The 22,458-nt window shown below is 73.6% G+C and carries 24 protein-coding genes; 15 read left to right on the forward strand and 9 right to left on the reverse strand.

Annotation, left to right across the window (positions count from 1 at the left end):
- Positions 1-59 precede the first annotated feature (59 nt).
- From hemL to ccsB, 6 genes are read left to right on the forward strand one after another with little or no spacing between them, the layout of a single operon-like run.
- Positions 60-1,400 (forward strand): glutamate-1-semialdehyde 2,1-aminomutase, encoded by a 1,341-nt coding sequence (gene hemL, locus ACILQ5_RS06055; protein WP_395657082.1) that lies wholly within the window; start codon positions 60-62, stop codon positions 1,398-1,400.
- Positions 1,397-2,077, forward strand: coding sequence for a histidine phosphatase family protein (locus ACILQ5_RS06060; RefSeq protein ID WP_395657083.1), 681 nt, complete (start codon positions 1,397-1,399; stop codon positions 2,075-2,077). Before hemL ends, ACILQ5_RS06060 begins: the two co-directional genes overlap by 4 nt.
- A 3-nt stretch (positions 2,078-2,080) precedes the next feature.
- Complete coding sequence (locus ACILQ5_RS06065; RefSeq protein WP_395657084.1) at positions 2,081-2,683, forward strand: TlpA family protein disulfide reductase; 603 nt, start codon at positions 2,081-2,083, stop codon at positions 2,681-2,683.
- Entirely contained in the window at positions 2,676-3,437 is a 762-nt protein-coding gene (locus ACILQ5_RS06070) for a cytochrome c biogenesis CcdA family protein (RefSeq protein ID WP_395657085.1), read from the forward strand. The genes ACILQ5_RS06065 and ACILQ5_RS06070 overlap by 8 nt, the downstream gene beginning before the upstream one ends.
- Positions 3,434-5,107: a cytochrome c biogenesis protein ResB gene (locus ACILQ5_RS06075; protein WP_395657086.1), complete on the forward strand. Its 1,674-nt coding sequence runs from the start codon at positions 3,434-3,436 to the stop codon at positions 5,105-5,107. The genes ACILQ5_RS06070 and ACILQ5_RS06075 overlap by 4 nt, the downstream gene beginning before the upstream one ends.
- The gene (ccsB, locus tag ACILQ5_RS06080) at positions 5,104-6,141 is read left to right on the forward strand and encodes a c-type cytochrome biogenesis protein CcsB (RefSeq protein WP_395657087.1); all 1,038 of its coding nucleotides are present in this window, start codon (positions 5,104-5,106) and stop codon (positions 6,139-6,141) included. Before ACILQ5_RS06075 ends, ccsB begins: the two co-directional genes overlap by 4 nt.
- On the opposite strand, the gene ACILQ5_RS06085 is transcribed toward ccsB, so the two are convergent.
- Positions 6,138-6,347, reverse strand: a complete 210-nt coding sequence (locus ACILQ5_RS06085; RefSeq protein WP_395657088.1) for a hypothetical protein — start codon at positions 6,345-6,347, stop codon at positions 6,138-6,140. The two genes, ccsB and ACILQ5_RS06085, sit on opposite strands and share 4 nt — an antisense overlap.
- A 43-nt stretch (positions 6,348-6,390) precedes the next feature.
- On the opposite strand from ACILQ5_RS06085, the gene ACILQ5_RS06090 reads away from it, so the two are divergent.
- Entirely contained in the window at positions 6,391-6,684 is a 294-nt protein-coding gene (locus tag ACILQ5_RS06090; RefSeq protein WP_395657089.1) for a DUF4229 domain-containing protein, read from the forward strand.
- A gap of 12 nt (positions 6,685-6,696) precedes the next feature.
- Here ACILQ5_RS06090 and ACILQ5_RS06095 read toward each other — a convergent pair whose 3' ends face one another.
- The 3 genes from ACILQ5_RS06095 to ACILQ5_RS06105 are packed head-to-tail and all read right to left on the reverse strand — an operon-like array spanning position 6,697 to position 8,939.
- Positions 6,697-6,828 (reverse strand): hypothetical protein, encoded by a 132-nt coding sequence (locus ACILQ5_RS06095; RefSeq protein WP_395657090.1) that lies wholly within the window; start codon positions 6,826-6,828, stop codon positions 6,697-6,699.
- 46 nt (positions 6,829-6,874) lie between these two features.
- Complete coding sequence (locus ACILQ5_RS06100; RefSeq protein ID WP_395657091.1) at positions 6,875-7,750, reverse strand: 1,4-dihydroxy-2-naphthoate polyprenyltransferase; 876 nt, start codon at positions 7,748-7,750, stop codon at positions 6,875-6,877.
- Between the two features lie 10 nt (positions 7,751-7,760).
- Entirely contained in the window at positions 7,761-8,939 is a 1,179-nt protein-coding gene (locus ACILQ5_RS06105; protein ID WP_395657092.1) for an MFS transporter, read from the reverse strand.
- A gap of 102 nt (positions 8,940-9,041) precedes the next feature.
- Between ACILQ5_RS06105 and ACILQ5_RS06110 the strand changes: the two genes are divergently transcribed.
- From ACILQ5_RS06110 to ACILQ5_RS06130, 5 genes are all read left to right on the forward strand, one after another.
- Positions 9,042-10,034 (forward strand): AMP-binding protein, encoded by a 993-nt coding sequence (locus ACILQ5_RS06110; protein ID WP_395657093.1) that lies wholly within the window; start codon positions 9,042-9,044, stop codon positions 10,032-10,034.
- A complete protein-coding gene (locus ACILQ5_RS06115) occupies positions 10,031-10,972 on the forward strand; it encodes an o-succinylbenzoate synthase (RefSeq protein WP_395657094.1) in 942 nt (313 codons plus the stop codon). The genes ACILQ5_RS06110 and ACILQ5_RS06115 overlap by 4 nt, the downstream gene beginning before the upstream one ends.
- Positions 10,969-12,534: a 2-succinyl-5-enolpyruvyl-6-hydroxy-3-cyclohexene-1-carboxylate synthase gene (menD, locus tag ACILQ5_RS06120; RefSeq protein WP_395657095.1), complete on the forward strand. Its 1,566-nt coding sequence runs from the start codon at positions 10,969-10,971 to the stop codon at positions 12,532-12,534. Before ACILQ5_RS06115 ends, menD begins: the two co-directional genes overlap by 4 nt.
- Before the next feature lie 284 nt (positions 12,535-12,818).
- A complete protein-coding gene (locus ACILQ5_RS06125) occupies positions 12,819-13,736 on the forward strand; it encodes a helix-turn-helix domain-containing protein (protein WP_395657096.1) in 918 nt (305 codons plus the stop codon).
- Between the two features lie 38 nt (positions 13,737-13,774).
- On the forward strand, positions 13,775-15,640 hold the full coding sequence (locus ACILQ5_RS06130; protein WP_395657097.1) for a cation:proton antiporter: 1,866 nt from the start codon (positions 13,775-13,777) through the stop codon (positions 15,638-15,640).
- Here ACILQ5_RS06130 and ACILQ5_RS06135 read toward each other — a convergent pair.
- Genes ACILQ5_RS06135 through ACILQ5_RS06145 form a run of 3 tightly spaced genes read right to left on the reverse strand, consistent with a single transcriptional unit; the run spans position 15,630 to position 17,946 of the window.
- On the reverse strand, positions 15,630-16,832 hold the full coding sequence (locus ACILQ5_RS06135) for a cytochrome P450 (RefSeq protein ID WP_395657098.1): 1,203 nt from the start codon (positions 16,830-16,832) through the stop codon (positions 15,630-15,632). The genes ACILQ5_RS06130 and ACILQ5_RS06135 overlap by 11 nt on opposite strands.
- Positions 16,829-17,308 carry a GNAT family N-acetyltransferase gene (locus tag ACILQ5_RS06140; RefSeq protein ID WP_395657185.1) on the reverse strand — a complete coding sequence of 160 codons (480 nt, stop codon included), beginning with the start codon at positions 17,306-17,308 and terminating at the stop codon, positions 16,829-16,831. Before ACILQ5_RS06140 ends, ACILQ5_RS06135 begins: the two co-directional genes overlap by 4 nt.
- Positions 17,308-17,946, reverse strand: coding sequence for a LysE family transporter (locus ACILQ5_RS06145; RefSeq protein ID WP_395657099.1), 639 nt, complete (start codon positions 17,944-17,946; stop codon positions 17,308-17,310). The genes ACILQ5_RS06140 and ACILQ5_RS06145 overlap by 1 nt, the downstream gene beginning before the upstream one ends.
- A gap of 18 nt (positions 17,947-17,964) precedes the next feature.
- Here ACILQ5_RS06145 and ACILQ5_RS06150 point away from each other — a divergent pair, with 18 nt between their 5' ends.
- Positions 17,965-18,600, forward strand: coding sequence for an MBL fold metallo-hydrolase (locus ACILQ5_RS06150; protein WP_395657100.1), 636 nt, complete (start codon positions 17,965-17,967; stop codon positions 18,598-18,600).
- 93 nt (positions 18,601-18,693) lie between these two features.
- On the opposite strand, the gene ACILQ5_RS06155 is transcribed toward ACILQ5_RS06150, so the two are convergent.
- A complete protein-coding gene (locus ACILQ5_RS06155) occupies positions 18,694-19,920 on the reverse strand; it encodes an isochorismate synthase MenF (RefSeq protein WP_395657101.1) in 1,227 nt (408 codons plus the stop codon).
- A gap of 64 nt (positions 19,921-19,984) precedes the next feature.
- Here ACILQ5_RS06155 and ACILQ5_RS06160 point away from each other — a divergent pair, with 64 nt between their 5' ends.
- The gene (locus ACILQ5_RS06160; RefSeq protein ID WP_395657102.1) at positions 19,985-20,623 is read left to right on the forward strand and encodes a hypothetical protein; all 639 of its coding nucleotides are present in this window, start codon (positions 19,985-19,987) and stop codon (positions 20,621-20,623) included.
- Here ACILQ5_RS06160 and ACILQ5_RS06165 read toward each other — a convergent pair.
- Positions 20,611-21,510 (reverse strand): peptidoglycan-binding protein, encoded by a 900-nt coding sequence (locus ACILQ5_RS06165; RefSeq protein ID WP_395657103.1) that lies wholly within the window; start codon positions 21,508-21,510, stop codon positions 20,611-20,613. The genes ACILQ5_RS06160 and ACILQ5_RS06165 overlap by 13 nt on opposite strands.
- Positions 21,511-21,744: 234 nt before the next feature.
- Here ACILQ5_RS06165 and ACILQ5_RS06170 point away from each other — a divergent pair, with 234 nt between their 5' ends.
- Positions 21,745-22,434 carry a demethylmenaquinone methyltransferase gene (locus tag ACILQ5_RS06170; protein ID WP_395657104.1) on the forward strand — a complete coding sequence of 230 codons (690 nt, stop codon included), beginning with the start codon at positions 21,745-21,747 and terminating at the stop codon, positions 22,432-22,434.
- Positions 22,435-22,458 lie beyond the last annotated feature (24 nt).

Genomic DNA, 22,458 nt, shown 5'->3' on the forward strand with positions numbered 1-22,458 from the left:
TCACGACCCGGGTCCGACCTCGCCGCGACCCGGTTGGACGGGCTTGGGACAATGGGCCGGTGAGCCCCGCCGAGCCCGACCGCACCGCCGCGTCCCGCGCCCTCTTCGAGCGCGCCCGCGCGGTGACCCCCGGCGGGGTCAACTCCCCGGTGCGGGCCTTCAACGCGGTCGGCGGCACGCCCCGGTTCATCCGCTCCGCCCAGGGGGCGTGGCTCACCGACGTCGACGGCAACGAGTACGTCGACCTCATCTGCTCCTGGGGCCCGATGCTCCTCGGCCACGCCCATCCCGAGGTGCAGGCCTCCGTCGCGGCCGCCGTCGCCCGCGGCACGTCGTACGGCGCCCCGACCGAGCCGGAGGTCGAGCTCGCCGAGGAGATCGTCGCCCGCGCGCCGGTCGACCGGGTGCGCTTCGTGTCCTCGGGCACCGAGGCCACCATGTCCGCGATCCGGCTGGCCCGGGGCTTCACCGGCCGCGACGTGGTCGTGAAGTTCGCCGGCTGCTACCACGGCCACGTCGACTCGCTGCTGGCCTCGGCCGGCTCCGGCCTGGCGACGTTCGCACTTCCCGGCACTCCGGGCGTGCCCGCCTCCTCGACCGAGCTGACCCTGGTGCTGCCCTACAACGACCGCGCGGCGGTCGAGAAGGCCTTCGCCGACCACGGCGACCGGATCGCCTGCCTGATCACCGAGGCCGCGCCCGGCAACATGGGGGTCGTCCCCCCGGAGCCCGGCTTCAACCGGTTCCTCGCCGAGACCTGCACCCGGCACGGCGCGCTGTTCGTCAGCGACGAGGTGATGACCGGCTTCCGGGCCTCCCGCCAGGGCCAGTGGGGGCTCGACGGCGCCGTCGAGGGCTGGCGTCCCGACCTGGTGACCTTCGGCAAGGTCATGGGCGGCGGCTTCCCGGCGGCCGCGTTCGGCGGCCGGGCCGACGTGATGGCGCAGCTGGCGCCGGAGGGGCCGGTCTACCAGGCCGGCACCCTGTCGGGGAACCCGATCGCGACCACGGCCGGGCTCGCCACGCTGCGGCTGGCGACCGAGGAGGTCTACGCGCACGTCGGCGCGGCGGCCGACACGATCCGGTCGGCGGCCGCCGAGGCGCTCGCCGCAGCCGGCGTCCCGTACGTCGTGCAGTCGGCCGGCACCATGTTCTCGGTGTTCCTCACCGGGGCGCCGGTGCGCGACTTCGAGGACGCCTCGCGCACCGACCAGGCGGCGTACGCCGCGTTCTTCCACGCGATGCTGGACCGCGGTGTCTACCTCCCGCCGTCCGCGTTCGAGGCGTGGTTCCTCTCCGCCGCCCACGACGACCGCGCCGTGCAGACCGTGCTCGACGCCCTGCCCTCAGCCGCGGAGGCCGCGGCCGCCGCCCACCGGACGACCGGGAGCCCCGCGTGACCCAGACCCCAGACACGATCGTCCACCTGCTGCGCCACGGCGAGGTGCACAACCCCGAGGGCGTGCTCTACGGCCGCCGCGACGGGTTCCACCTCTCCGACCTGGGGCGCCAGATGGCCGAGAAGGTCGCCGACAGCATCCAGGACCGCGACATCGTCCACCTCCGCTCCTCCCCGCTGGAGCGCGCCCAGGAGACGGGGCGGCCGCTGGCCACCGCCCGCGGGCTCGACATCGTCACCGACCCGCGGGTCATCGAGTCGACGAACGTCTTCGAGGGCGAGCGCTTCGCCGGCGGCGAGAACGCGCTGCGCAACCCGCGCACCTGGCGCTACCTCTGGAACCCCTTCAAGCCCTCGTGGGGCGAGCCGTACAAGCAGGTGGTGGCCCGGATGATGGCCGCCGTCCACGACGCCCGCGAGGCCGCGGCTGGCCACGAGGCGGTGGTGGTGTCGCACCAGCTGCCGATCTGGATCACCCGGCTGCACGTCGAGGACCGGTCGTTCGTGCACGACCCGCGGCGGCGGCAGTGCACGCTGTGCTCGTTGACCTCCCTGCACTTCACCGGCGACCGGCTCACCCGGGTCAGCTACTCCGAGCCCGCCGGTGATCTGATCCCGGTCAAGGACAAGAAGGCGCCGTTCTCCGCGGGCGACGCACCCGAGGACAAGAGGCCCTAGGACGTGCGCACCGCTCTCGCGGCCGTCCTCGGCTGCCTGCTCCTGCTCACCGGGTGCTCCTCGCTGGAGGGCACCGGTGACAAGGGCTTCGTCACGGGTGACGGCACCGTGCGTGTCGTCGAGGCCGTCGACCGCGGTGACCCCGTCGACCTCCGGGGCGAGGACCTCGACGGCAACCCGATCGACCTCGCCGACTACCGCGGCAAGCCCGTCGTCGTCCCGGTGTGGGGCTCGTGGTGCGGCCCGTGCCGTGCCGAGGCGCCGGACGTCGTCGCCGCGGCGGAGGAGATCGGGGACGGCGCGCAGTTCGTGGGCCTCAACCTGCGCGACCAGTCGACGACGAGCAGCCAGGCCTTCGTCCGCCGCTTCGACGTGCCGTACCCGTCGGTCTTCTCCCCGGACGGCAAGGCGATGCTGCAGTTCCGGGGCACGATCGGCCCCAACTCGATCCCGTCCTTCGTGGTCCTCGACGCCGAGGGCCGGGTCGCGGCGAGCATCCTCGGCCCGCTGCCCTCGACCCAGACCCTGGTCGACCTGGTCTCGGACGTCTCCGCGGAGTCGGCGAGCCCGGGTCCCGGGGCCGGGGAGCAGACGACCGATGGGTGACTGGTTCCGCGACACCGCCCTGTCCGGGTCGCTGGTCCTCGCGGTGCCGGTCGCGCTCGTCGCCGGCCTCGTGTCGTTCTTCTCGCCGTGCGTGATCCCGTTGCTGCCCGGCTACCTCTCCTACGCCACGGGACTCTCCGGCGCCGACCTCGCGAACGGCGTCGCCGGCACCCGCCGCGGCCGGATGTTCGTCGGCTCCCTGCTCTTCGTCCTCGGCTTCACGGTCGTCTTCGTGATCCTCGGGACGGTCACCGGCGCCCTCGGCGCCTGGCTGGTCACCTGGAGCCGCGAGCTCGCGGTCGTGCTCGGTGTGGTGACGATCCTGCTCGGGCTGGCGTTCGCGGGCTGGCTCCCGTTCCTGAACCGGGAGTGGCGGGTCCACCAGGTGCCCGCCGTCGGCCTGGCCGCGGCGCCGCTGCTCGGGTTCCTCTTCGGGCTCGGCTGGACGCCGTGCATCGGCCCGACCCTCGCCGCGATCAGCACGCTCGCCATCAACGAGGGCACCGCCGCCCGGGGCGCGTTCCTCTCCGCGGTCTACGCCATCGGCCTCGGCGTCCCCTTCATCGTCGCCGGCCTCGCCTACGAGAAGGCGCTGGCCACCATCGGTTTCGTGCGCCGCCACCAGGTCTGGGTGATGCGGACCGGCGGGCTGATGCTGGTCGCCGTGGGCGTCCTGCTCGTCACCGGCTGGTGGGCCGAGGCGGTCTCCTGGCTGCAGGTCCGGCTGGTCTCCGACACCGGGACCGTCGTATGACCACCCCACCGGTCCAGGAGCCGGTCGAGGAGCCGACCGCGGAGCGGCGCTCCTCGCTGAGCACCCGTCCCGCCGAGGACGACCGGCGCGCCGGTGAGCTCACCTTCCGCGAGCTGCTCCGGTGGACCTGGCGGCAGGTCACCTCGATGCGCACCGCGCTGGTGCTGCTCCTCCTGCTCGCCCTCGCGGCGATCCCGGGGTCGATCATCCCGCAGGAGGGCGTCGACTCCCTCAAGACCTCCAACTGGCAGGCCGACCACACCAGGCTGACGCCGGTCTACGAGCGGCTCGGGCTGTTCTCGGTCTACGACTCGCCGTGGTTCTCGGCGATCTACCTGCTGCTGATGCTCTCGCTGGTCGGCTGCATCCTGCCGCGCACCTTCCACTACGCGCGGGGCCTGCGGGCCCAGCCCCCGCGAGCACCCCGCAACCTGACCCGGCTCCCGGACCACGCGTCGTACGGCACGACGGCCTCGCCGGAGGAAGTGCTCGAGCAGGCCCGGCAGCTGCTCCGGCGCCGGCGCTACCGGCTGCGCGCGACCGCGGACGGCGACGACGCGGTGTCCGCGGAGCGCGGCTACCTCCGTGAGGCCGGCAACCTGGTCTTCCACCTGTCCGTGCTCGTCGTGCTCGTGGGCTTCGCGCTCGGGGGGCTGTTCGGCTACAAGGGCGGCGTGATCCTGCTGGTCGGCGACGACTACGGCTTCTCCAACGACCTGACCCAGTACGACGACTTCAACCCCGGCAGCCTCTTCCGCGCCGACGACATGGAGCCGTTCTCGTTCTCGATCGACGACTTCGACGTGGACTGGCTGACGACCGGCCCCCGGGCCGGGATGGCCCGGGGCTTCGAGTCGCACCTGAGCTACCAGGAGTCGCCGGGCGCGCCGGAGAAGACCTACGACCTCAAGGTCAACCACCCGCTGAGCATCGGCAACACCGACGTGTTCCTCATCGGGCACGGCTACGCCCCGGTGATCACGATCCGCAACAGCAAGGGCGAGACGGTCGGCGGCGGGCCGACGCCGTTCCTGCCGGTCAACCAGAGCTTCCAGTCGATCGGGGTGGTGAAGGCGCCGGACGCCGAGCCCACCCAGATCGGCCTGGAGGGCGAGTTCTACCCGACGGTCGCGTTCTCGAAGCAGACCGGCAGCTACTTCTCGCTGCTCGGCAAGCCCCTGGACCCGATGGTCTCGATGCTCGTCTACACCGGCGACCTCGGCATGGACAGCGGTGCGCCGCAGTCGATCTACGCGCTCGACAAGACGCACACGACGATGCTCACCAAGAAGAACGGGGCGCCGCTCCGGCTCGACCTGCGGCCGGGGGAGACGGCCACCTTGCCCAACGGCCTCGGCACCGTCACCTTCGACGGGCTCCAGCAGTGGAACAAGATCCAGATCAGCCAGACGCCGGGCAAGTGGGTCGCGCTGGTCGGTGTGGTGCTGGCCCTGGTCGGGCTGCTCGGCTCGCTGTTCATCCGTCCCCGACGGGTCTGGGTTCGCGCCCGCAGGGACGGGGACGGCACACTGGTGGAGGTGGCGGCGCTCGACCGCTCGGGCGGCGGTGACACCGCCGTGGTGGTCGACGAGGTCGTGGCCGCCCTTCAGAAGGACCTGCAGGTGGACCTGCAACGACGGCTCCCGGAGCCGAAGGAGGACCAGTCGTGAACGACGCCGCGTGGGAGAGCCTCAGCAACCAGGCCGTGGCGGCCTGCGGGCTGGTGTACTTCCTGGCCCTGCTCGCCCACCTCGTGGAGTGGGCCTCGCTGCGCAAGGTCCCGGTCGCGGCCGGGACCGCCTCGATGTCGTCGGCCGACGTGCCCGGCGGGATCGCGATCGCCACGGGGCCCGACGACGTCGGCGTCGACGAGCCGACCGCCCGTCGTACGGCGATGTTCGGCCGGCTCGGCTACCTGCTCACCTGCGTGGCGGTCGGGATCCAGCTGGTCGCGCTCGTGGCCCGCGGGATGGCCGCCGACCCGAACCGGGTGCCCTGGGGCAACATGTACGAGTTCACGCTCACCGGCACGTTCGTGGTGGCGCTCCTCTACGTGGTGCTCTACCGGCGGCTGAACCTGGCCTGGATGGCCCCGGTCGTCCTCACCTTCGTGCTCGCCGTGCTGATGGTGGCCGTCCTCTGGCTCTACGCCCCGGTCGCGCCGCTCACCGAGGCGCTCTCGTCGTACTGGCTGGTGATCCACGTCGTCTCGGCGATCATCGCCACCGGAGCGTTCACCCTCGGCGGCATCACCTCGGCGCTCTACCTGGTCAAGGCGCGCCGCCCGGACAAGACCACCGGCTACGTCGCCCGGCTGCCGAAGCCGGAGGTGCTGGACCGGGTGTCGTACCGCCTGCACGCCTTCGGCTTCCCGGTGTGGACCTTCGCGGTGCTCATCACCGGGCCGATCTGGGCGCACCAGGCCTGGTCGTCGTACTGGAACTGGGACCCGAAGGAGGTGTGGGCGTTCATCACCTGGGTGGTCTACGCCGCCTACCTCCACGCGCGCACGACGGCGGGCTGGAAGGGCCGCAACGCGGCCATCCTCGCCCTCGTCGGCACCGCGACGCTGTGGTTCAACTTCATCGGGATCAACTACTTCTCCTCGACCTCCCAGCACTCCTACGCCGGGGGCGCGCCCGCGCTCGTGACCGCCGAGGTGACGCCGGGGGAGACCGGCTCGTCCGCCGCGCAGGTGGGCTAGACGTCCGGGTCCTCCGGGTGCTTGCGACGCCGGTCGAGGTCGCGCAGGAAGTCCGGGTCGTCGTCGGGACCGATCACCCGCGGCGGCTCCGGTCGGGGCCGCCGCTGCGCGCGCGGAGCCTGGATCTCGCCGCGGCGCTGGAGGGCGCGGGTCGTCAGGTAGACCGCGACCGCGACGAGGATCACGAGCAGGAGGAACTTCAGCACACCCCCAGAGTAGGCGCGCCCTGGTCGCGCCTACCCTGAATGCGTGAAGGAGTTCTGGATCTACACCGCGCTGCGCCTGCTGCTGTTCGCCGCGTCCTTCGGGATCGTCATCGGCATCTGGTTCTTCTTCACCGACTCCGTGCCGATCTTCTGGTCGATCGTGATCGCGCTGGTCCTCAGCGGGATCGGCTCCTACTTCGTCCTCAACCCGCAGCGCGAGGCGCTGGCCCGCAGGGTCGAGACCCGTGCCGAGCGGATGAGCGCGAAGCTCGAGGAGATCAAGGCCAAGGAGGACGTCGACGACGACCCGTCGCCGTCCTCGCCGTCCTCGACGTAGCCGTCCGGGCGGTCAGCGCCGGCGGCGCTGCAGCTGCCGCTGGACCCGCTCCGGCGACTGCCCGAGCACCTTGGCGAGCAGCGGCACCCGGAAGCGGTAGGCCAGCACGCCCAGCACGACCACGAGCAGCAGGATCCACAGCATGCCGCGAGCGTACGTCGGCGCCGGTCGCGCCGGCGTCGCCGTCGGATCAGCCGCAGGCCACGAGCGCTGCCGCCACGAGGGCGGCCCAGAGCAGCTCGGCGAGCCCGGTGGACTGGAGGACCGGGATCAGGCCCGGACCGGCCGCCCCGGACAGCACCGTGCGGCACGCCGGGGCGGCGAGCAGCAGGAACCCGAGCCCGGCGAGCGCCCACCAGCAGGTGACCAGCGCGACGGCGACGACGGCGAGCGCGGCGAGGACGACGAGCACGACGTAGAACCGGCGGGTGCGGCGGTCGCCGAGCCGGACCGCGAGGGTCGTCTTGCCGGCGACCGCGTCGGTCGGGATGTCGCGCAGGTTGTTGGCCACGAGGATCGCGCAGGCGAGCGCACCGACGCCGACGGCGGCGTACAGCGCCGCCCACTCCCAGGTCTCGGTCTGGACGTAGGTGGTGCCGACGACGGCCACCAGCCCGAAGAAGACGAACACCATCACCTCGCCCAGACCGAGGTAGCCGTAGGGGCGCGTGCCGCCGGTGTAGAACCAGGCGGCCAGCACGGAGACCAGCCCGACCAGCACCAGCCACCACGCCGTGGTGGCCGCCAGCACCAGGCCGGCGACGGCGGCGACGCCGAATGCGAGGAACGCCGCCCGCTTCACCGCTCCCGGCGAGGCCGCGCCCGAGCCGACCAGCCGCATCGGGCCGACCCGGTCGGCGTCCGTGCCGCGGACGCCGTCGGAGTAGTCGTTGGCGTAGTTGACCGCCACCTGGAGCGCCAGCGCGACCACGAGGGCGAGCAGCGCCTTCCACCACACGACGGCGTCGACGTACGCCGCGACGCCGGTCCCGGCGAGCACCGGGGACACGGCGGCCGGGAGGGTGCGGGGCCGGGCGCCGGCGAGCCACTGTGCTGGAGTTGCCACGAGGGGAGATTCAAGCAGCAGCGTGTTGCTGGATGCGCGCCAGGTACTGCTCGGCCGCCGCCGCGGTCGGCTTCATGAAGACCGTGGCGACCACGACGATGCTCGCGATCGTCACCCAGCCGAGGGTGCCCTGCTCCATCGCGAGGTAGGTGAAGAGCGCGGGCGCCCAGACGCTGCCGACGGTCCCGCCGAGGTGCGCGGTGCCCTGGTACTCACCGCGTCGCTCCGGGTCGGACAGCTCCGACAGGAAGCCCCAGTGCCCGGCGGACTGGAACAGCTCCGCGCCGGTCACCGTGACGTGGCCGATCCAGACGAGGAGGATCGTGGTCCAGCCGATGGTGTCGTGGGTGACCATCACGATGCAGCACGAGAGCACGAAGAAGCCGGCGGAGATCCGGGCAGCGCGCAAGGACGACGCGACGGAGTTCACGCCGCGGGCCGCCGGCACCTGGAGGAGCACGGCGAGCACGGTGTTGGTGCCGAACAGCCAGGCCAGCAGCACGTGCGGTGCGTCGGTCTCCTGCACCAGCCACAGCGGGATCACGATGTTGAGCAGCACCTGGTTGGTCCCGAGCACGCCCTCGCAGACGTTGAGCAGCACGAAGCCGCGGTTGCGCAGGGCGCCCGACTTCAGCGCCTTCTCGACGGGCGTCGCCGGGAGCTCGTCGTGCTGGGCGTTCGGCAGCCGGCTGACCAGCAGGGCATTGAGGAAGAGGATCCCCGCGGTCACCCACGGCACTGCCCGGATGATCGCGTCACTGTCGAACGCCAGCGCCAGTCCGCCGATCATCGCGCCCAGGGTGTAGCCGATGTTGCGCGCGGCCCGCATGAACGCCATCGAGCGGACCCGCTCGTCGTGCGGGAAGACGTCGATCGTGTAGGCACCGCGACCGTTCCAGGCCGCGACCTGCACGACCTCGAGCACGACCATCATCACGAGGAACTCCGCGAAGCTCGCGATGAACGGCCAGACCAGGAACAGTGCCGCCTGAGCGCTTGCGCCCATCCACCACAACCGCTTCGGGCCGATCCGGTCGGCCGCCCTGCCGAGGGGAACCGCGCAGAGGAACGCCGCCACGCCGGCGACGGTCAGACCGAGCCCGACCTGGGCCGCGCTGAGCCCGACGACCTGCGTGAAGAACACCGCGCTGCCCGTGATGAAGGCACCCTCGCCGGTGGCGAACAGCACCGACTGCAGCGACAGGCGGCGCGCCAGCGGGGTCGGCGGGAGGAACCGGTCTAGTCGGGTGGGCGCCGCGGCATCCCATCACGCCCGGTTAGCCTCGGTCGCGTGAATAACGCCGTCCGCGCGCTCGACGCCTGGCTCGCCGCGGAGGCCCCGGACCCGTGGGTGGTCGAGACGTCCGGGTCGACCGGTGCACCCAAGCGGGTCGTGCTGCCGCGGGCCGCCGTGCTCGCCTCCGTCGGCGCCAGCGCCCGTCGCCTCGGGGCCCAGGGGCGGTGGCTGCTGGCCCTGCCGGCGTCGTACGTCGCGGGGCTCCAGGTCGTGTGCCGCTCGCTGGTCGCCGGCCACGCCCCCGTGCTGCTCGAGGACCACGACGGGTTCGCGGCGGCGACCGAGGCGCTCGGGCCGGGCGACCGCTTCGTCTCGCTGGTGCCGACCCAGCTGCACCGGCTGCTCGAGACCGACACCGTGTCGCTGCGCACCTTCCACACCGTGCTGCTCGGCGGCGGGCCGATCGACCCGGCGCTGCGCGAGCGCGCCGCGGCCGCGGGCGTCCACGTCGTCGCGACCTACGGCTCGGCGGAGACGGCGGGCGGGTGCGTCTACGACGGCCTCCCGCTGGACGGGGTCGCCGTCGCGATCGGCGACGACGGCCGGGTGCGCGTCGGCGGGCCCACGCTCTTCGCCGGATACGACGGCGAACCGGCGCTGACCGCCGAGGTGCTCGTCGACGGGTGGTTCCTCACCTCCGACGCCGGCCGGCTCGACGAGGACGGGCGGCTGCAGGTGCTCGGCCGGATGGATGACGTGGTGGTCACCGGCGGGGTCAACGTGCCGGCGCCCGCGGTCGCCGCGCGGCTGCGCGAGCACCCGGCCGTCGCGGCCGCCGAGGTGCTCGGCGTCCCGGACGAGGAGTGGGGCAACCGGGTGGTGGCCTTCGTGGTCGGCGACCTCGGTGCCGACGAGGCGCGCGACTGGGTCGGGGCGAGGCACCCGCGCTCCTGGGCGCCGCGGCAGGTCGTCGCCCTCGACGCCATCCCGCTGCTCGGCAACGGCAAGCCCGACCGGGTCGCCCTCCGCTCGATGGTGGGCGCATGAGGATCTTCAGCGTGCCGATGCGGACCCGGTTCCGCGGCATCACCGTCCGCGAGGGCGTGCTGCTGGCGGGGCCGGCGGGCTGGGGCGAGTGGAGCCCGTTCCTGGAGTACGACCCGGTGGTCGCCGAGCCCTGGCTGCGCTGTGCCGAGGAGGCCGCCGCGGGTGACTGGCCGGCGCCGGTGCGCGACCGCGTCCCGGTCAACGTCACCGTCCCCGCCGTCGGGCCCGAGCAGGCGCACGCGGTGGTGCGCGCCGGCGGCTGCCGGACCGCCAAGGTCAAGGTCGCCGAGCCGGGCCAGTCCCTCGAGGACGACCAGGCCCGGCTCGAGGCGGTGCGGGACGCGATCGGGCCGGACGGCCGGGTCCGCATCGACGCCAACGGTGCCTGGGACGTCGACGCCGCGATCGCCGCGGTGCGGGTCCTCGACCGTGCGGCCGGCGGCCTGGAGTACGTCGAGCAGCCGTGCGCGAGCGTCGAGGAGCTCGCCGCCGTACGACGCGCGGTCGACGTGCCGGTCGCGGCCGACGAGTCGATCCGCCGCGCCGCCGACCCCTACCGGGTGCGCGACCTGGAGGCCGCCGACGTGGCGGTGCTCAAGGTCCAGCCGCTCGGCGGGGTCCGCGCCTGCCTGCGGATCGCGGAGGACATCGGGCTGCCCGTCGTCGTGTCGTCGGCGCTGGAGACGAGCGTCGGCATCGCCGCCGGGGTCGCCCTGGCTGCGGCGCTCCCCGAGCTGCCGTACGCGTGCGGCCTCGCGACGGTGCAGCTGCTCGAGCGGGACGTCGTCGTCGACCCGCTGCTCCCGGTCGACGGCCTGCTGCCGGTGCGGGTGCCGGTGGTCGACGAGGTCCTGCCCGACGCGGCCCCCGCGCGGGTGGCCCACTGGGAGGCCCGCCTCGCCGCGGTGCGCGAGGTGCGGCAGGATCGACGACCGTGAGCTCCACCGCCCTCGCCCGGTCCGTGCTGACCGCCCTCGTCGAGGCGGGCGTGAGCGAGGTCGTCGTCGCGCCGGGCTCGCGCAACGCGCCGCTGTCGTTCGCGGCGTACGACGCCGCTGCCGCCGGCCTGGTCCGGCTGCACACCCGGATCGACGAGCGCAGCGCCGGGTTCCTCGCGCTCGGGCTGTCCCGCAACGGCCGCCGCGCCGCGGTCGTCTGCACCTCCGGCACCGCGGTCGCCAACCTGCACCCGGCCGTCCTCGAGGCCGCGCACGCCGACGTCGACCTGGTCGTCGTCACCGCGGACCGGCCGGCCCGGCTGCGCGGCACCAGCGCGAACCAGACCACCGACCAGGTCGGCGTCTTCGGCCCGCTCGTCGAGACCCAGGACGCGACCGGGGCGCTGGAGCTCGGGACGTCCGGACCGGTGCACGTGAACGTGCCGCTCGACGAGCCGCTGGTGCCCGAGGACCGCTGGACGCCCCACGTCACCCCCGGGGAGCCGGTCCAGCACCTCCGGCCCGCGGTGCACCTGACCGTCCCGGTCGGGCCGCGGACCGTCGTGGTCGCCGGCGACGACGCCGGGCCGCCGGCGCGGGTGCTGGCCGAGCGCGCCGGCTGGCCGCTGCTCGCGGAGCCCTCCAGCGGCTCGCGCACCGGCGAGAACGCGATCCGGACCTACCGCCTGCTGCTCGGCACGGAGCTCGGCGAGCGGGTCGAGCGCGTCGTCGTCTGCGGCCACCCCACCCTCTCCCGCCCGGTCAGCCGGCTGCTCGCGCGGCCCGACGTCCAGGTCATCGACACCCCGGCGTACGGCGTCTGGCACGACCGCCCGTTCCCCGTCGACGAGCGACTGCCCGCGGTGCCGTCGGTCGACGCACCCGACGACCCCGCCTGGCTGGAGGAGTGGCACGCCGCGGACCGCTCCGTCGGGCGTCGGCTGGACGCGCTGCTCGCCGCCGAGCCCGACCTGACCCCGCACGAGGTGGCCGGTGCCGTCGCCCGCGCCCTCCCCGAGGGCGGCCTGCTCGTCGTCGGCGCGTCGAGCCCGATCCGGGACCTCGACCTGATGGTGCCGCGCTACCGCGTCGGCGCCCGCCGCAAGGTGCTCGCCAACCGTGGCCTGTCCGGCATCGACGGCACCGTGTCGACCGCGATCGGCGCCGCGCTCGCCCGGCCGTCAAGCACCCGCGCGCTCGCGCTGATGGGCGACGTGACGTTCCTGCACGACGCCAACGGCCTGGTGGTCGGGCCGGGGGAGCCGGTCCCGGACCTGACGATCGTGGTCGTCAACGACGACGGCGGCTCGATCTTCACCATGCTCGAGCAGGGCGCGGAGGAGTACGCCGCTCAGTACGAGCGGCTCTTCGGCACGCCGCACGGCGTCGACCTGGCCAGCCTGTGCGCCGCGACCCGGACGCCCCACCTGCGGGTGACCAGCCTGCCCGAGCTCGAGCAGGCGCTCACGTCCCCGAACGGCGGGGTCGAGGTGGTCGAGGCCGTCGTGCGCCGCGACAACCGGCGCGCGCTCGACGAGCGGATCCACGCGCTGCGCCCCTGACGGCTGCCTGCCTGCGCTGCGGCGCCGGGCCGGCGGTGGGTCCGGCTCGGTCTGTGGGGTCGGGATCGAGCGCAACCCACCGCCGGGGAGGGCGCGCCGCGGGCCGGCGGTGGGTCCGGCTCGGTCTGTGGGGTCGGGATCGAGCGCAACCCACCGCCGGGGAGGGCGCCCCGGGCCAGCGGTGGGTCCGGCTCGGTCCGCGGGGTCGGGATCGAGCGCAACCCACCGCCGACAGCGCAACGGCGATCAAGCGCCGGCAGGAGTCGGTCGCGCATGATCGACTTATGACCGCAGCCGCCGACGAGGACCTGTTCGCCCGGTTCGTCGACCTCCTCGCCGACGCGCTGGACGACCACGACCTGTCCGCCGACGCGCGGGCGTCGCGGTTGCACTTCTCCCGCTTCCACCTGGACCGTGTGGTCCGCGCGGTGGCGGGGGAGCCGCCGCAGGCGATGCGGCGCCGGGTGCTGCTCGAGCGGGCGGCGTACCGGATGGTCACGACCTCCGCGCCGCTCATCGACGTGGCGGTCGAGGCGGGCTACGGCTCGCACGAGGCGTTCACCCGCGCCTTCACCCGGGCGTACGGCGTCGCGCCGGCCGCGTGGCGCCGCCGGCCCGGACACATCCAGCTCGCCGCACCGAGCGGCGTGCACTTCCACCCACCCGGCAGCCTCCGGCTGCCCTCACGGACGAAGGTGAACCCGATGGACCTGCTGACCAAGATGGTGGAGCACCACGTCTGGCTGACCGGGGAGATGATCCGCGTCGCGGGTCGGCTCTCCGACGAGCAGCTGGACCAGCCGATCGAGCTCGACGTCGACGAGGACGAGCAGACCATCCGCTCGCTGCTGTCGCGGTTGGTCGGCCAGATGGGCATGTGGAACGCGGCGCTCGCGACCCGCGACTACGACTGGTCGGTCGAGGAGCACGAGCCGCTCGACGCGATGCGCGAGCGGCTGGCGGTCGAGGGCCCGGCGTACCTCGCCCACGTCCACGACGTGGTCGACCACGGTCGCCTCAACGAGACCTTCGTCGACGCCCTCTGCGAGCCGGCGGAGGTGTTCACGCACGGCGGGATGATCGCCCACGTGCTCACCTTCGCCGCGCACCGACGGACCCTGGTCGCGCTGGCGCTCGGCCGGCACGGGGTCGACGAGCTGGGGTGGGGCGACCCGATGCTCTGGGTGGCCCAACCCGCCTGAGAAACCGGCCCGTCACACCCGCCGGTGACAATGGGCCGGTGGACATCGCACTCTTCCTGGTCCTCCTGGCCGTCGGCGTGCTCGCCGGCGTGGTCGTCGCGGACCGGATCGGCGTCCCGGCACCACTGCTCCTGGTGGTCGCCGGGGTCGCCGCGTCGTTCCTGCCGTTCGTCCCGCAGGTGCACCTCGAGCCGGAGGTGGTCCTGCTCGGGCTGCTGCCGCCGCTGCTCTACTCGACGGCGATCAGCTCGTCGCTGGTCGACTTCAACGCCAACCGGCGCTCGATCCTGCTGCTCTCCGTCGGCCTGGTGCTCTTCACAACCTTCGGCGTCGGCGTCGTCGTCCACGCCCTGGTCCCGGACGTCAGCTGGGCGATCGCCCTCGCCGTCGGTGCCGTCGTCGCGCCGCCTGACGCCGTCGCGGCGACGGCCATCGGCCGCCGGGTCGGGCTGCCGCGCCGCATCGTCACGATCCTGGAGGGCGAGTCGCTCTTCAACGACGCGACCGCCCTGGTCACCCTCCGGACGGCGATCGCGGCCGCCGGACTCGGCGTCGAGGCATGGCGCGTCGGGCTCGACTTCCTCGTCGCGTCGGTCGGAGGCGTGCTCATCGGTGTGGTCGCCTTCGTGGTCGTCGCCCGGATGCGCCGGCGCATCACCGACCCGGTGCTCGACGTCGGGCTGTCGTTCGTCATCCCGTTCGTCTGCTTCCTCGTTGCGGAGGAGCTGCACTCCTCCGGCGTGGTCGCCGTCGTCGTCGCCGGCCTGCTGCTCGGCCACAAGTCGCCGATCCTGCAGACGGCTCAGTCGCGGATCGCCGAGCGGATCAACTGGCGCACGATCGCGTTCCTGCTGGAGAACACCGTCTTTGCCCTGATCGGCCTCCAGGCGCAGTGGATCCTCCAGGACCTCGCGGACAGCACCCTGTCCGGCGCCCGGATCGCCACGGTCTGCCTCGCGACCCTGGTCGCCGTGATCGTGCTGCGGCTCGTCTGGGTCTTTCCCGCGCGCTACCTGCTGGTCCGACCGGGACCCGACCAGGTCACCGGCCACACGCCGCCCTGGTCGTTCACGTTCCTGCTCGGCTGGGCGGGTATGCGGGGCGTCGTCACGCTCGCGGCCGCGTTCATCATCCCGGAGGACACCGAGCACCGGGAGGTCCTGCTGACGGCGGCGTTCACGGTCGTGGCCGGGACGCTGCTGATCCAGGGCCTCAGCCTTCCGTGGCTGGCGCGTCGGCTGCACGTGCCCTCACCCGATCCACTCGACGACGCCCTCGCCCGGGCCACCCTGCTGCAGCAGGCCTCGAAGGCCGCGATCGAGGAGCTCGAGAGGATCGAGTACGACGACCACGCCGGCGTCAGCGACCTGATCCGCCAGCGCCTCGACCAGCGCAACTTCGCCGCGTGGGAACGACTCGGCACGACCGCCGACCAGGAGTCGCCGGCGGCGCTCTACTACCGGATCCGTACCCAGATGATCGACGCCGAGCGGCGGCGCATCCTCGAGATCCGTCGCTCGGGCAACGTCGCCTCCGAGGTGATCGCCGACGTGCTCGCCAGTCTCGACGTCGAGGAGTCGATGCTCGACAACGCCGAGGAGGAGCGGGACGAGACGGCGGCGTACGCGTCCCGGCGGTGGACGATCGGCGAGGTTTGCGCCGACCTCGAGCGCTTCCCGGTGGTGTCCGAGGAGCCGGCGACGATCTGCCAGGCCTGCCTCGACGAGGGCACCCGGTGGGTGGCGCTGCGGCGGTGCCTCGAGTGCGGCAACGTCGCCTGCTGCGACTCCTCGCCGCGTCAGCACGCCACCCGCCACTTCCACGAGACCCAGCACCCCGTGATGCAGTCCGCCGAACCCGGCGAGGACTGGCGCTGGTGCTACGTCCACCACCTCACGGCCTGAGCCGCTCCTCCGCGGCACGCCCGGGGGTGAAGCGGATCGGGAACCGCACCGCTCCGGTGTTGCCGGAGACCGGGAGCCACTCGCCGGCACCTTCGGGCACGGCGTCCGGCATCCGGCGGGCCAGCAGGGGCAGGGCGACCGCCATGTCCGTGCGGGCGACGAAGTGGCCGAGGCAGTGGTGGATGCCGGCACCGAAGCCGAGGTGCGGCGGCCGCTGCTGGGTGATGTCGAACGCCGGGTCGGGCATCGCGTGCGGGTCGGTGCCGGCGCTGTGCGAGAGCACCTGCACGATGCCGCCCCGGGGGATGTGCAGGCCGTTCAGCTCGACGTCCTCGAGCGCCTCGCGGGTCACCCAGGTGACGGTCGGGTTGACCCGCATCACCTCCTCGACGGCGTCCGGGCCGAGCTCGGGCCGCTCGCCCAGCAGCCGCCACTGGTCGGGATGTCGCAGCAGGGTCTGCACCGCGAGGCCGATCTGGTTGCGGGTGGTCTCCATGCCGGCGAACGCGAGGAAGACCAGGGCCACGTCGAGCTCGTGCCGCGAGAGCCGGTCCCCGTCCTCGGTGGCCTGCACCAGCGCCGTCACCAGGTCGTCGGCCGGACGGGCGGTGCGGTCGGCGACCACCTCGTCGACGTACGCGGTCAGGCCGGCGAGCGCCGCCTCGATCCGGGGCACCTGGTTGCCGACGTCGATCGAGAACGACGCCCCCAGGTCGTCGGCCCACTGGGCCACCTGGTGCCAGCTCTCCTCGGGGAGCCCGAGGAGCACGCAGATGATGCGGGCGGCGTACGGCTCGGCGAACTCACCGATCAGCTCGACCGTGCCGCGGTCGGCGAAGCCGTCGACGAGCTCGTTCGCGAGCGCCTGGAAGCGCGGCCGCATCGCGGCGATGGCCTTGTTGCGGAAGGCCGGCACGAGCAGGCGGCGGATGCGGGCGTGGTCGTCGCCCTCGAGGCTCAGCAGGGTCTCGCGCCACCAGGCCGGGAACGGTCCGGAGGTGATGCCGTTCTGCTCGGGCCAGCGTGCATTGCCCTGGCGGAACCGCCGGTCGCGGAGCAGCGCACCGGCCTCGGCGTGCCGCAGCACCGCCCAGCCCCAGTTGGTCTCGACGTACCAGTCGTCGTCCCGGGCGGCGTGCACCTCGGGGGACGTGGTGTCGAAGGCCGGGTCGGCGAGGTCGAAGCGGGTCACGTCTTCACCATCCTGATCTCGGAGGCGTCGAGCCCCGCGTAGTGCTCGCGGGCGCCGTCGGCGACGAACCCGTTGCGGCGGTAGAACCCCTGGGCCCTGGCGTTGGCCTCGAGCACCCACAGCGAGCACGGCCCGTCGGGGGCGACCGCTTCCCACAGCGTCTGGCCGAGCCCGGTGCCCCACCAGGAGGCCCGCACGTAGATCGCGTAGAGCTCGTGCGGCGTGGGCGGGTCGTCGTCGCGCGACGGCCCCGCAGCCGCGAACCCGACCAGCTCGCCGTCCGCCTCGGCCAGCAGGCGGGGCGGCCCGTCGACGATGTGCCGCAACCAGGCGGCGTTCCAGCGCGCCACGTCGGCCAGCCGGCGCTCCAGCAGCTCCTCGTCGACGTACGGCGCGTAGGCCTCGCGCCAGCACGCGGCGTGCATCGCGGCGCCGGCGACGGCGTCGGCGGGCACGGCGAGCCGGAGCGTGGGCATCACGTGAGCATCGTATGGACGGCGAGCCCGGCGATGACGACGGCCGAGACCAGGCCGGTGACGGTGTGCGCCCGGTGCCCGGTCGCGACCCGGCCGAGCGCCGCCCCGCCGCCGGCGAGCAGCAGCTGCCAGGACGCGCTGGCGACGAAGGCCGCGAGCACGAAGACCGCCCCCTCGACGGGGCCGGAGACGAGGTGCTGGTTGCCGAGCACGACCGCGGCGAAGTAGACGACCGTGGTCGGGTTGACCGCGGTGATCCCGACGAACATCGCGTACGCCGTCGCGGGCCGCACGGGCCGCACCTCCCGGACCCGCCCCGCAGTGCCGAGCGCGTGCGTGGCGGTCACGGCCGCGATCACGAGCAGCACGACGCCGGACGCGATCGTCAGGGCGCGGGCCGCCGGCTCCAGCAGCGCGGCGACGGCCGAGCCGGCGACGACCGCGACGGCGGCGTACCCGCCGTCGACGGTGGCGATGCCGAGCGCGCCGGCCGCGCCGACCCGGAACGACGTGCGCGAGGAGAGCGTGACGAGGAACGCCCCGACCGCTCCGATCGGGATCGCGATCGCCCAGCCGGTGACGAGCCCGGAGAGGGCGGCGCCGAGCACGTCCGGGCTGATCACCTCCGGGCTGGCCACGGTGGCATCGTAGGGACCATGCGGATCACCAAGTTCGGTCATGCCTGTGTCCGGATCGAGCACGACGGCACCACGGTGGTGCTCGACCCCGGGGTCTTCACCGACCCCGAGGCGGTCGACGGCGCGGATGCGGTGCTGATCACCCACGAGCACCCCGACCACTACCTCGCCAGCCACCTCGCGGCGGTCGCCGCGCCTGTCTTCACGATCGAGGCCGTCGCGGCGCGGATCCGCGTGGACGCCCCGGCGGTCGGCGAGCGGCTGACGGTGGTCGCCCCCGGGTCGTCGTTCGACGTCGGCCTGCCGGTGCGGGCCGTCGGTGAGCTGCACGCCGTCATCCACCCGGAGTACCCGAGGATCACGAACAGCGGGTACGTCGTCGACGCCGGCGGCACGAAGGTCTACCACCCGGGCGACGCGCTGACCGCGCCCGGCGAGCCCGTCGACGTGCTCTGCGTCCCGGTCTCGGCGCCGTGGATGCGGGTCTCGGAGGCGATCGACTTCGCCCGCGCCGTCCGCGCGCCGCGCAACCTCGCCATCCACGACCGGGTCTACAGCGAGGCCGGGCTCGGCATCGTCGACACCCACATGGGCGCGTTCCTCCCGAAGGAGGGGCTGGAGTACGTCCGCCGCGCCGACGGCGAGGACCTGTAGCGCGGGTGCCGTGCGGGTTCACCATGGTGAACCTGTGACCGCGAACGCCCGCCCGCCCCGGCCGCGCGACGTCCCCCGGGCCGAGCCGAGGGGTCAGTCGGCGGTGAGCGCGTCCCGGACCGGCACGAACTTCGCCTGGGCCTCGGCCAGCTCGGCCTCGGGGTCGGAGTCGGCGACGATGCCGCACCCGGCGAACAGCCGCACGGTCGAGCCGGAGACCGACGCGGAGCGCAGCGCGATGCCCCACTCGCCGTCGCCGGAGGCGTCCATCCAGCCGACGGGGCCGGCGTAGCGGCCCCGGTCCATGCCCTCGATCTCGGCGATCAGGTCGGTCGCGGTGCCGGTGGGGGTCCCGCCGACCGCGGCCGAGGGGTGCAGCGCCTCGGCCAGCTGGAGCGAGGAGACGGTGGCCGCGTCGTGCACGACGCCCGCGACGTCGGTCGCGAGGTGCATGACGTTGGGCAGGTGGAGGACGAACGGCGCCTCGGGCACGTTCATCGAGGAGCAGTGCGGCTCGAGGGCGTCGGCGACCGAGCGGACGGCGTACTCGTGCTCCTCGAGGTCCTTCGACGAGCGGGCCAGCGCCGCGGCCAGCGCGAGGTCGCCGTCGTCGTCGCCGGTACGCCGGATGGTGCCCGCGAGCACCCGGGAGGTGACCAGGCCGCGCTCCCGGCGGACGAGCATCTCGGGCGTCGCGCCGAACATCCCGTCGACATGGAAGGTCCAGCACATCGGGTAGCCCTCGCTGAGCCGGTGCAGCGGCCAGCGGACGTCGACCGGCTCGTCGGCGGTGACCACGAGGTCGCGCGCGAGCACGACCTTCTCCAGGTCGCCCCGGTTGATCCGGCCGACCGCGTCCGCCACGACCGACATCCACTGCTCGCCGTTGAGCGAACCGTCCGCGAAGCTGGCGCCGACCGGCGCGGCCGGCGGCGCGGCGGGGACCAGGTCGGGCGCGTCGCCGTCGCCGACGGTCGTCAGCCACGCGACGTCGCCTCGGCGGCCGACCACGACCCGCGGCACCACCAGCACGGAGTGCCCGGGCTCGTCGGCGAACGCGAAGGTCCCGAAGGACACCAGCCCGCTGCCCGGCTCGTTGACCTCGTCGTGGACGACTGCCCGCACGGTGGTCTCGCTCCACCACTTCGCGGCGTCCGCGAACCGGGTCACGCCGAGCGTCCGGACCTCGGCCGCGACCCCCCAGCCGACGAGCCCGTCACCGCGACGGAGCCAGGTCACCGGTCGGTCGGCGGGGACCAGATCGAGGAGCCGGGTGGCCTCCTCGAGGTCGAGCCGGACGGTGCGGACGGTGAGCGACACGTGCCGAGCGTACCCACGGACCCCCCGCTTCCCGGCGTCGGGCGGGCGAGTAGCGTCGCAGGTCGTGAGCACCTCCACCTCTCGCAGCCACACCTCCACGTGGGTCGGGATCGCCGTCGGCGTGGTCCTGCTGGGACTGGTCGCCGCGTTCGCGATCGGGCTGCCCAAGGCCGCCAAGGACGAGGCGTCGGCCGCCGAGGCCGACGTCGAGCTGTCCCTCCCGGACACGTTGCCGGGCGGCTACCTCGCGGCCGACGACCCCGCCTCCTTCGCCGACGGCGAGCTGGCGCAGCAGGCCGAGACCATCGCGAAGCAGCAGGCGGCGAGCACCGAGTACGGCAACGAGGTGCTGCCCGACGTCCTGGGCACGCCCGCGGTCACCCGCAGCTACGTCGTCAACGGCACCAGCGCGGTGTTCGTCCAGGTGTTCCAGTCCGACGGCGGCGCGTTCTCCCCGGACTCGCTGACCGACCCGGCGACCACCAACGGTGCGGGCGGCACCACGATGGCCGCGGTCGGCGACGGGGCCTGCATCCTCGAGTACGGCCAGGGCACCGACGGCAGCACGGGGGACCCGACCTCCAGCCGCTGCCAGGTGTCGCAGGACGGGCTCACCGTGCAGATCGTGTCCAGCGGGGTGGCCGCCGAGGACCTGGTCGGCGTCGCCGACGGGATCATCGAGGACCTGGCTCAGGACCAGTAGACGACCACGGTGTCGCCGACGCGGACCTGCCCGAACAGGTGCGCCAGGCCGTCGTAGTCGCGCACGTTGACGCAGCCGTGCGAGGCCCCGGCGTACCCCACGGCGGCGAAGTCCGAGGAGTAGTGCACGGCCTGCCCGCCGGAGAAGAACATCGACAGCGGCATCGACGAGCCGTAGAGGCGCGAGACGTGGTCGGCGTCCTTGAGGTAGACGTGGAAGACGCCCTCGCGGGTCGGCGTCGTCGAGGCTCCGAAGCGCACGTCCAGGGTCTGCAGCACCTGGCCGTCGACGACCCAGCGCAGGGTGCTGCTCGTCTTGTCCACGCAGAGCACCCGGCCGGTCCGGCACCGCGGGTCCAGGGCACCGGGCTGGTTCGCCCGGTTGTGCAGCTCGGCCTCGGTCGGCTCCGACGTCATGGCCAGCAGCCGGTCCCGCGTGCGCTGGTCGACGACGCCGGTCACCGGGATCTCGCGCTTGGCCTGGAACCCGCGGACCGCCGCGGTCGTGACGTCGCCGTACACGCCGCTCACGTCGGTGTTGAACCAGTAGATCTGCTTGAGCCGGGCCTGGAGGTCGCGGACCTCGTCGCCCTCGTCGCCGGGGCCGAGCAGCCGGGGGCCGGGCTCGAGCGTGGGCGTGGGCTTCGGCGTGGGGGTCCGGGAGGGCGTCGGCGTGACCGTCGGCGTCGGCTCCGGGGTCCGGGTCGCGACCGGGGTGGGCGTGGGCGTGCGGCTCGGGTCCGACCCGCCGGCGCCGCCGGCACCCGCTCCGGACGCGGTCGAGGTGTCGTCGGCGCGGTCGGTGACGGCGTACCCCGTCAGGAACGCGGCGCCGACGAGCAGGGCGGCGACGGCCACGACGAGCACCAGACGGCGCGCGATCAGCATGGGGACTCCCGGGGAAGGTGGAGGTACCGGACACGAGGGTGACGCTCGGCGGGCGCGTTCGGTTGCACCTCGCCCGGCGCGCCCCGTCTCCGTGACCAACCTGTGACCCGACCTGTGACCCGGCCTGCGACCCGACCCGCGACCCGACCTGCGACCCGACCTGCGACCCGAGCAGTCGCCCCCGGGCCGTCCGCGATGAACCTCCGGCGACCACCACTCAGTAAGGTCTGCGCCGTGGTCCGCGCCGAGCTCGACAAGCAGCCCTCCGACGTCCGTCGCATGTTCGACGCGGTCGCGCGCCGCTACGACCTCACCAACGACGTCCTCTCGCTCGGCCAGGACCGGCAGTGGCGCACGGCCGTGCTCGCTGCGGTCGACCCGCGGCCGGGGGAGCGGGTGCTCGACCTCGCCGCCGGCACGGGTACGTCGAGCCAGCCGTTCGTCGAGCGGGGTGCCGAGGTGGTCCCGTGCGACTTCTCCCTCGGCATGCTGCAGGTGGGGAAGGCGGCCCGGCCGCACCTGCCGTTCACGGCCGGCGACGGGACCCGGCTCCCGTTCGCCGACGGCACCTTCGACGCGGTGACGATCTCCTTCGGCCTGCGCAACATCGTCGACCCGGCCGCGGGGCTCCGCGAGATGCTGCGGGTGACCCGGCCCGGGGGCCGGCTCGTCGTCTGCGAGTTCAGCCACCCGACGTGGGCGCCGTTCCGGACGGTGTACCTGGAGTACCTGATGCGGGCGCTCCCGCCGATCGCCCGGGCGGTCTCCTCCTCCCCGGACGCCTACGTCTACCTTGCCGAGTCGATCCGCGCCTGGCCGGACCAGGCCGGGCTCGCGGCGATGGTCGCCGGTGCCGGGTGGCAGCACCCGGAGTGGCGCAACCTCTCGGGCGGCGTCGTCGCCCTGCACCGCGCCGTCCGCTGACCTTGACCCTCGGGGATTTAGGGC

The organism is Nocardioides sp. (assembly GCF_044226305.1).
Taxonomy (GTDB): domain Bacteria; phylum Actinomycetota; class Actinomycetes; order Propionibacteriales; family Nocardioidaceae; genus Nocardioides.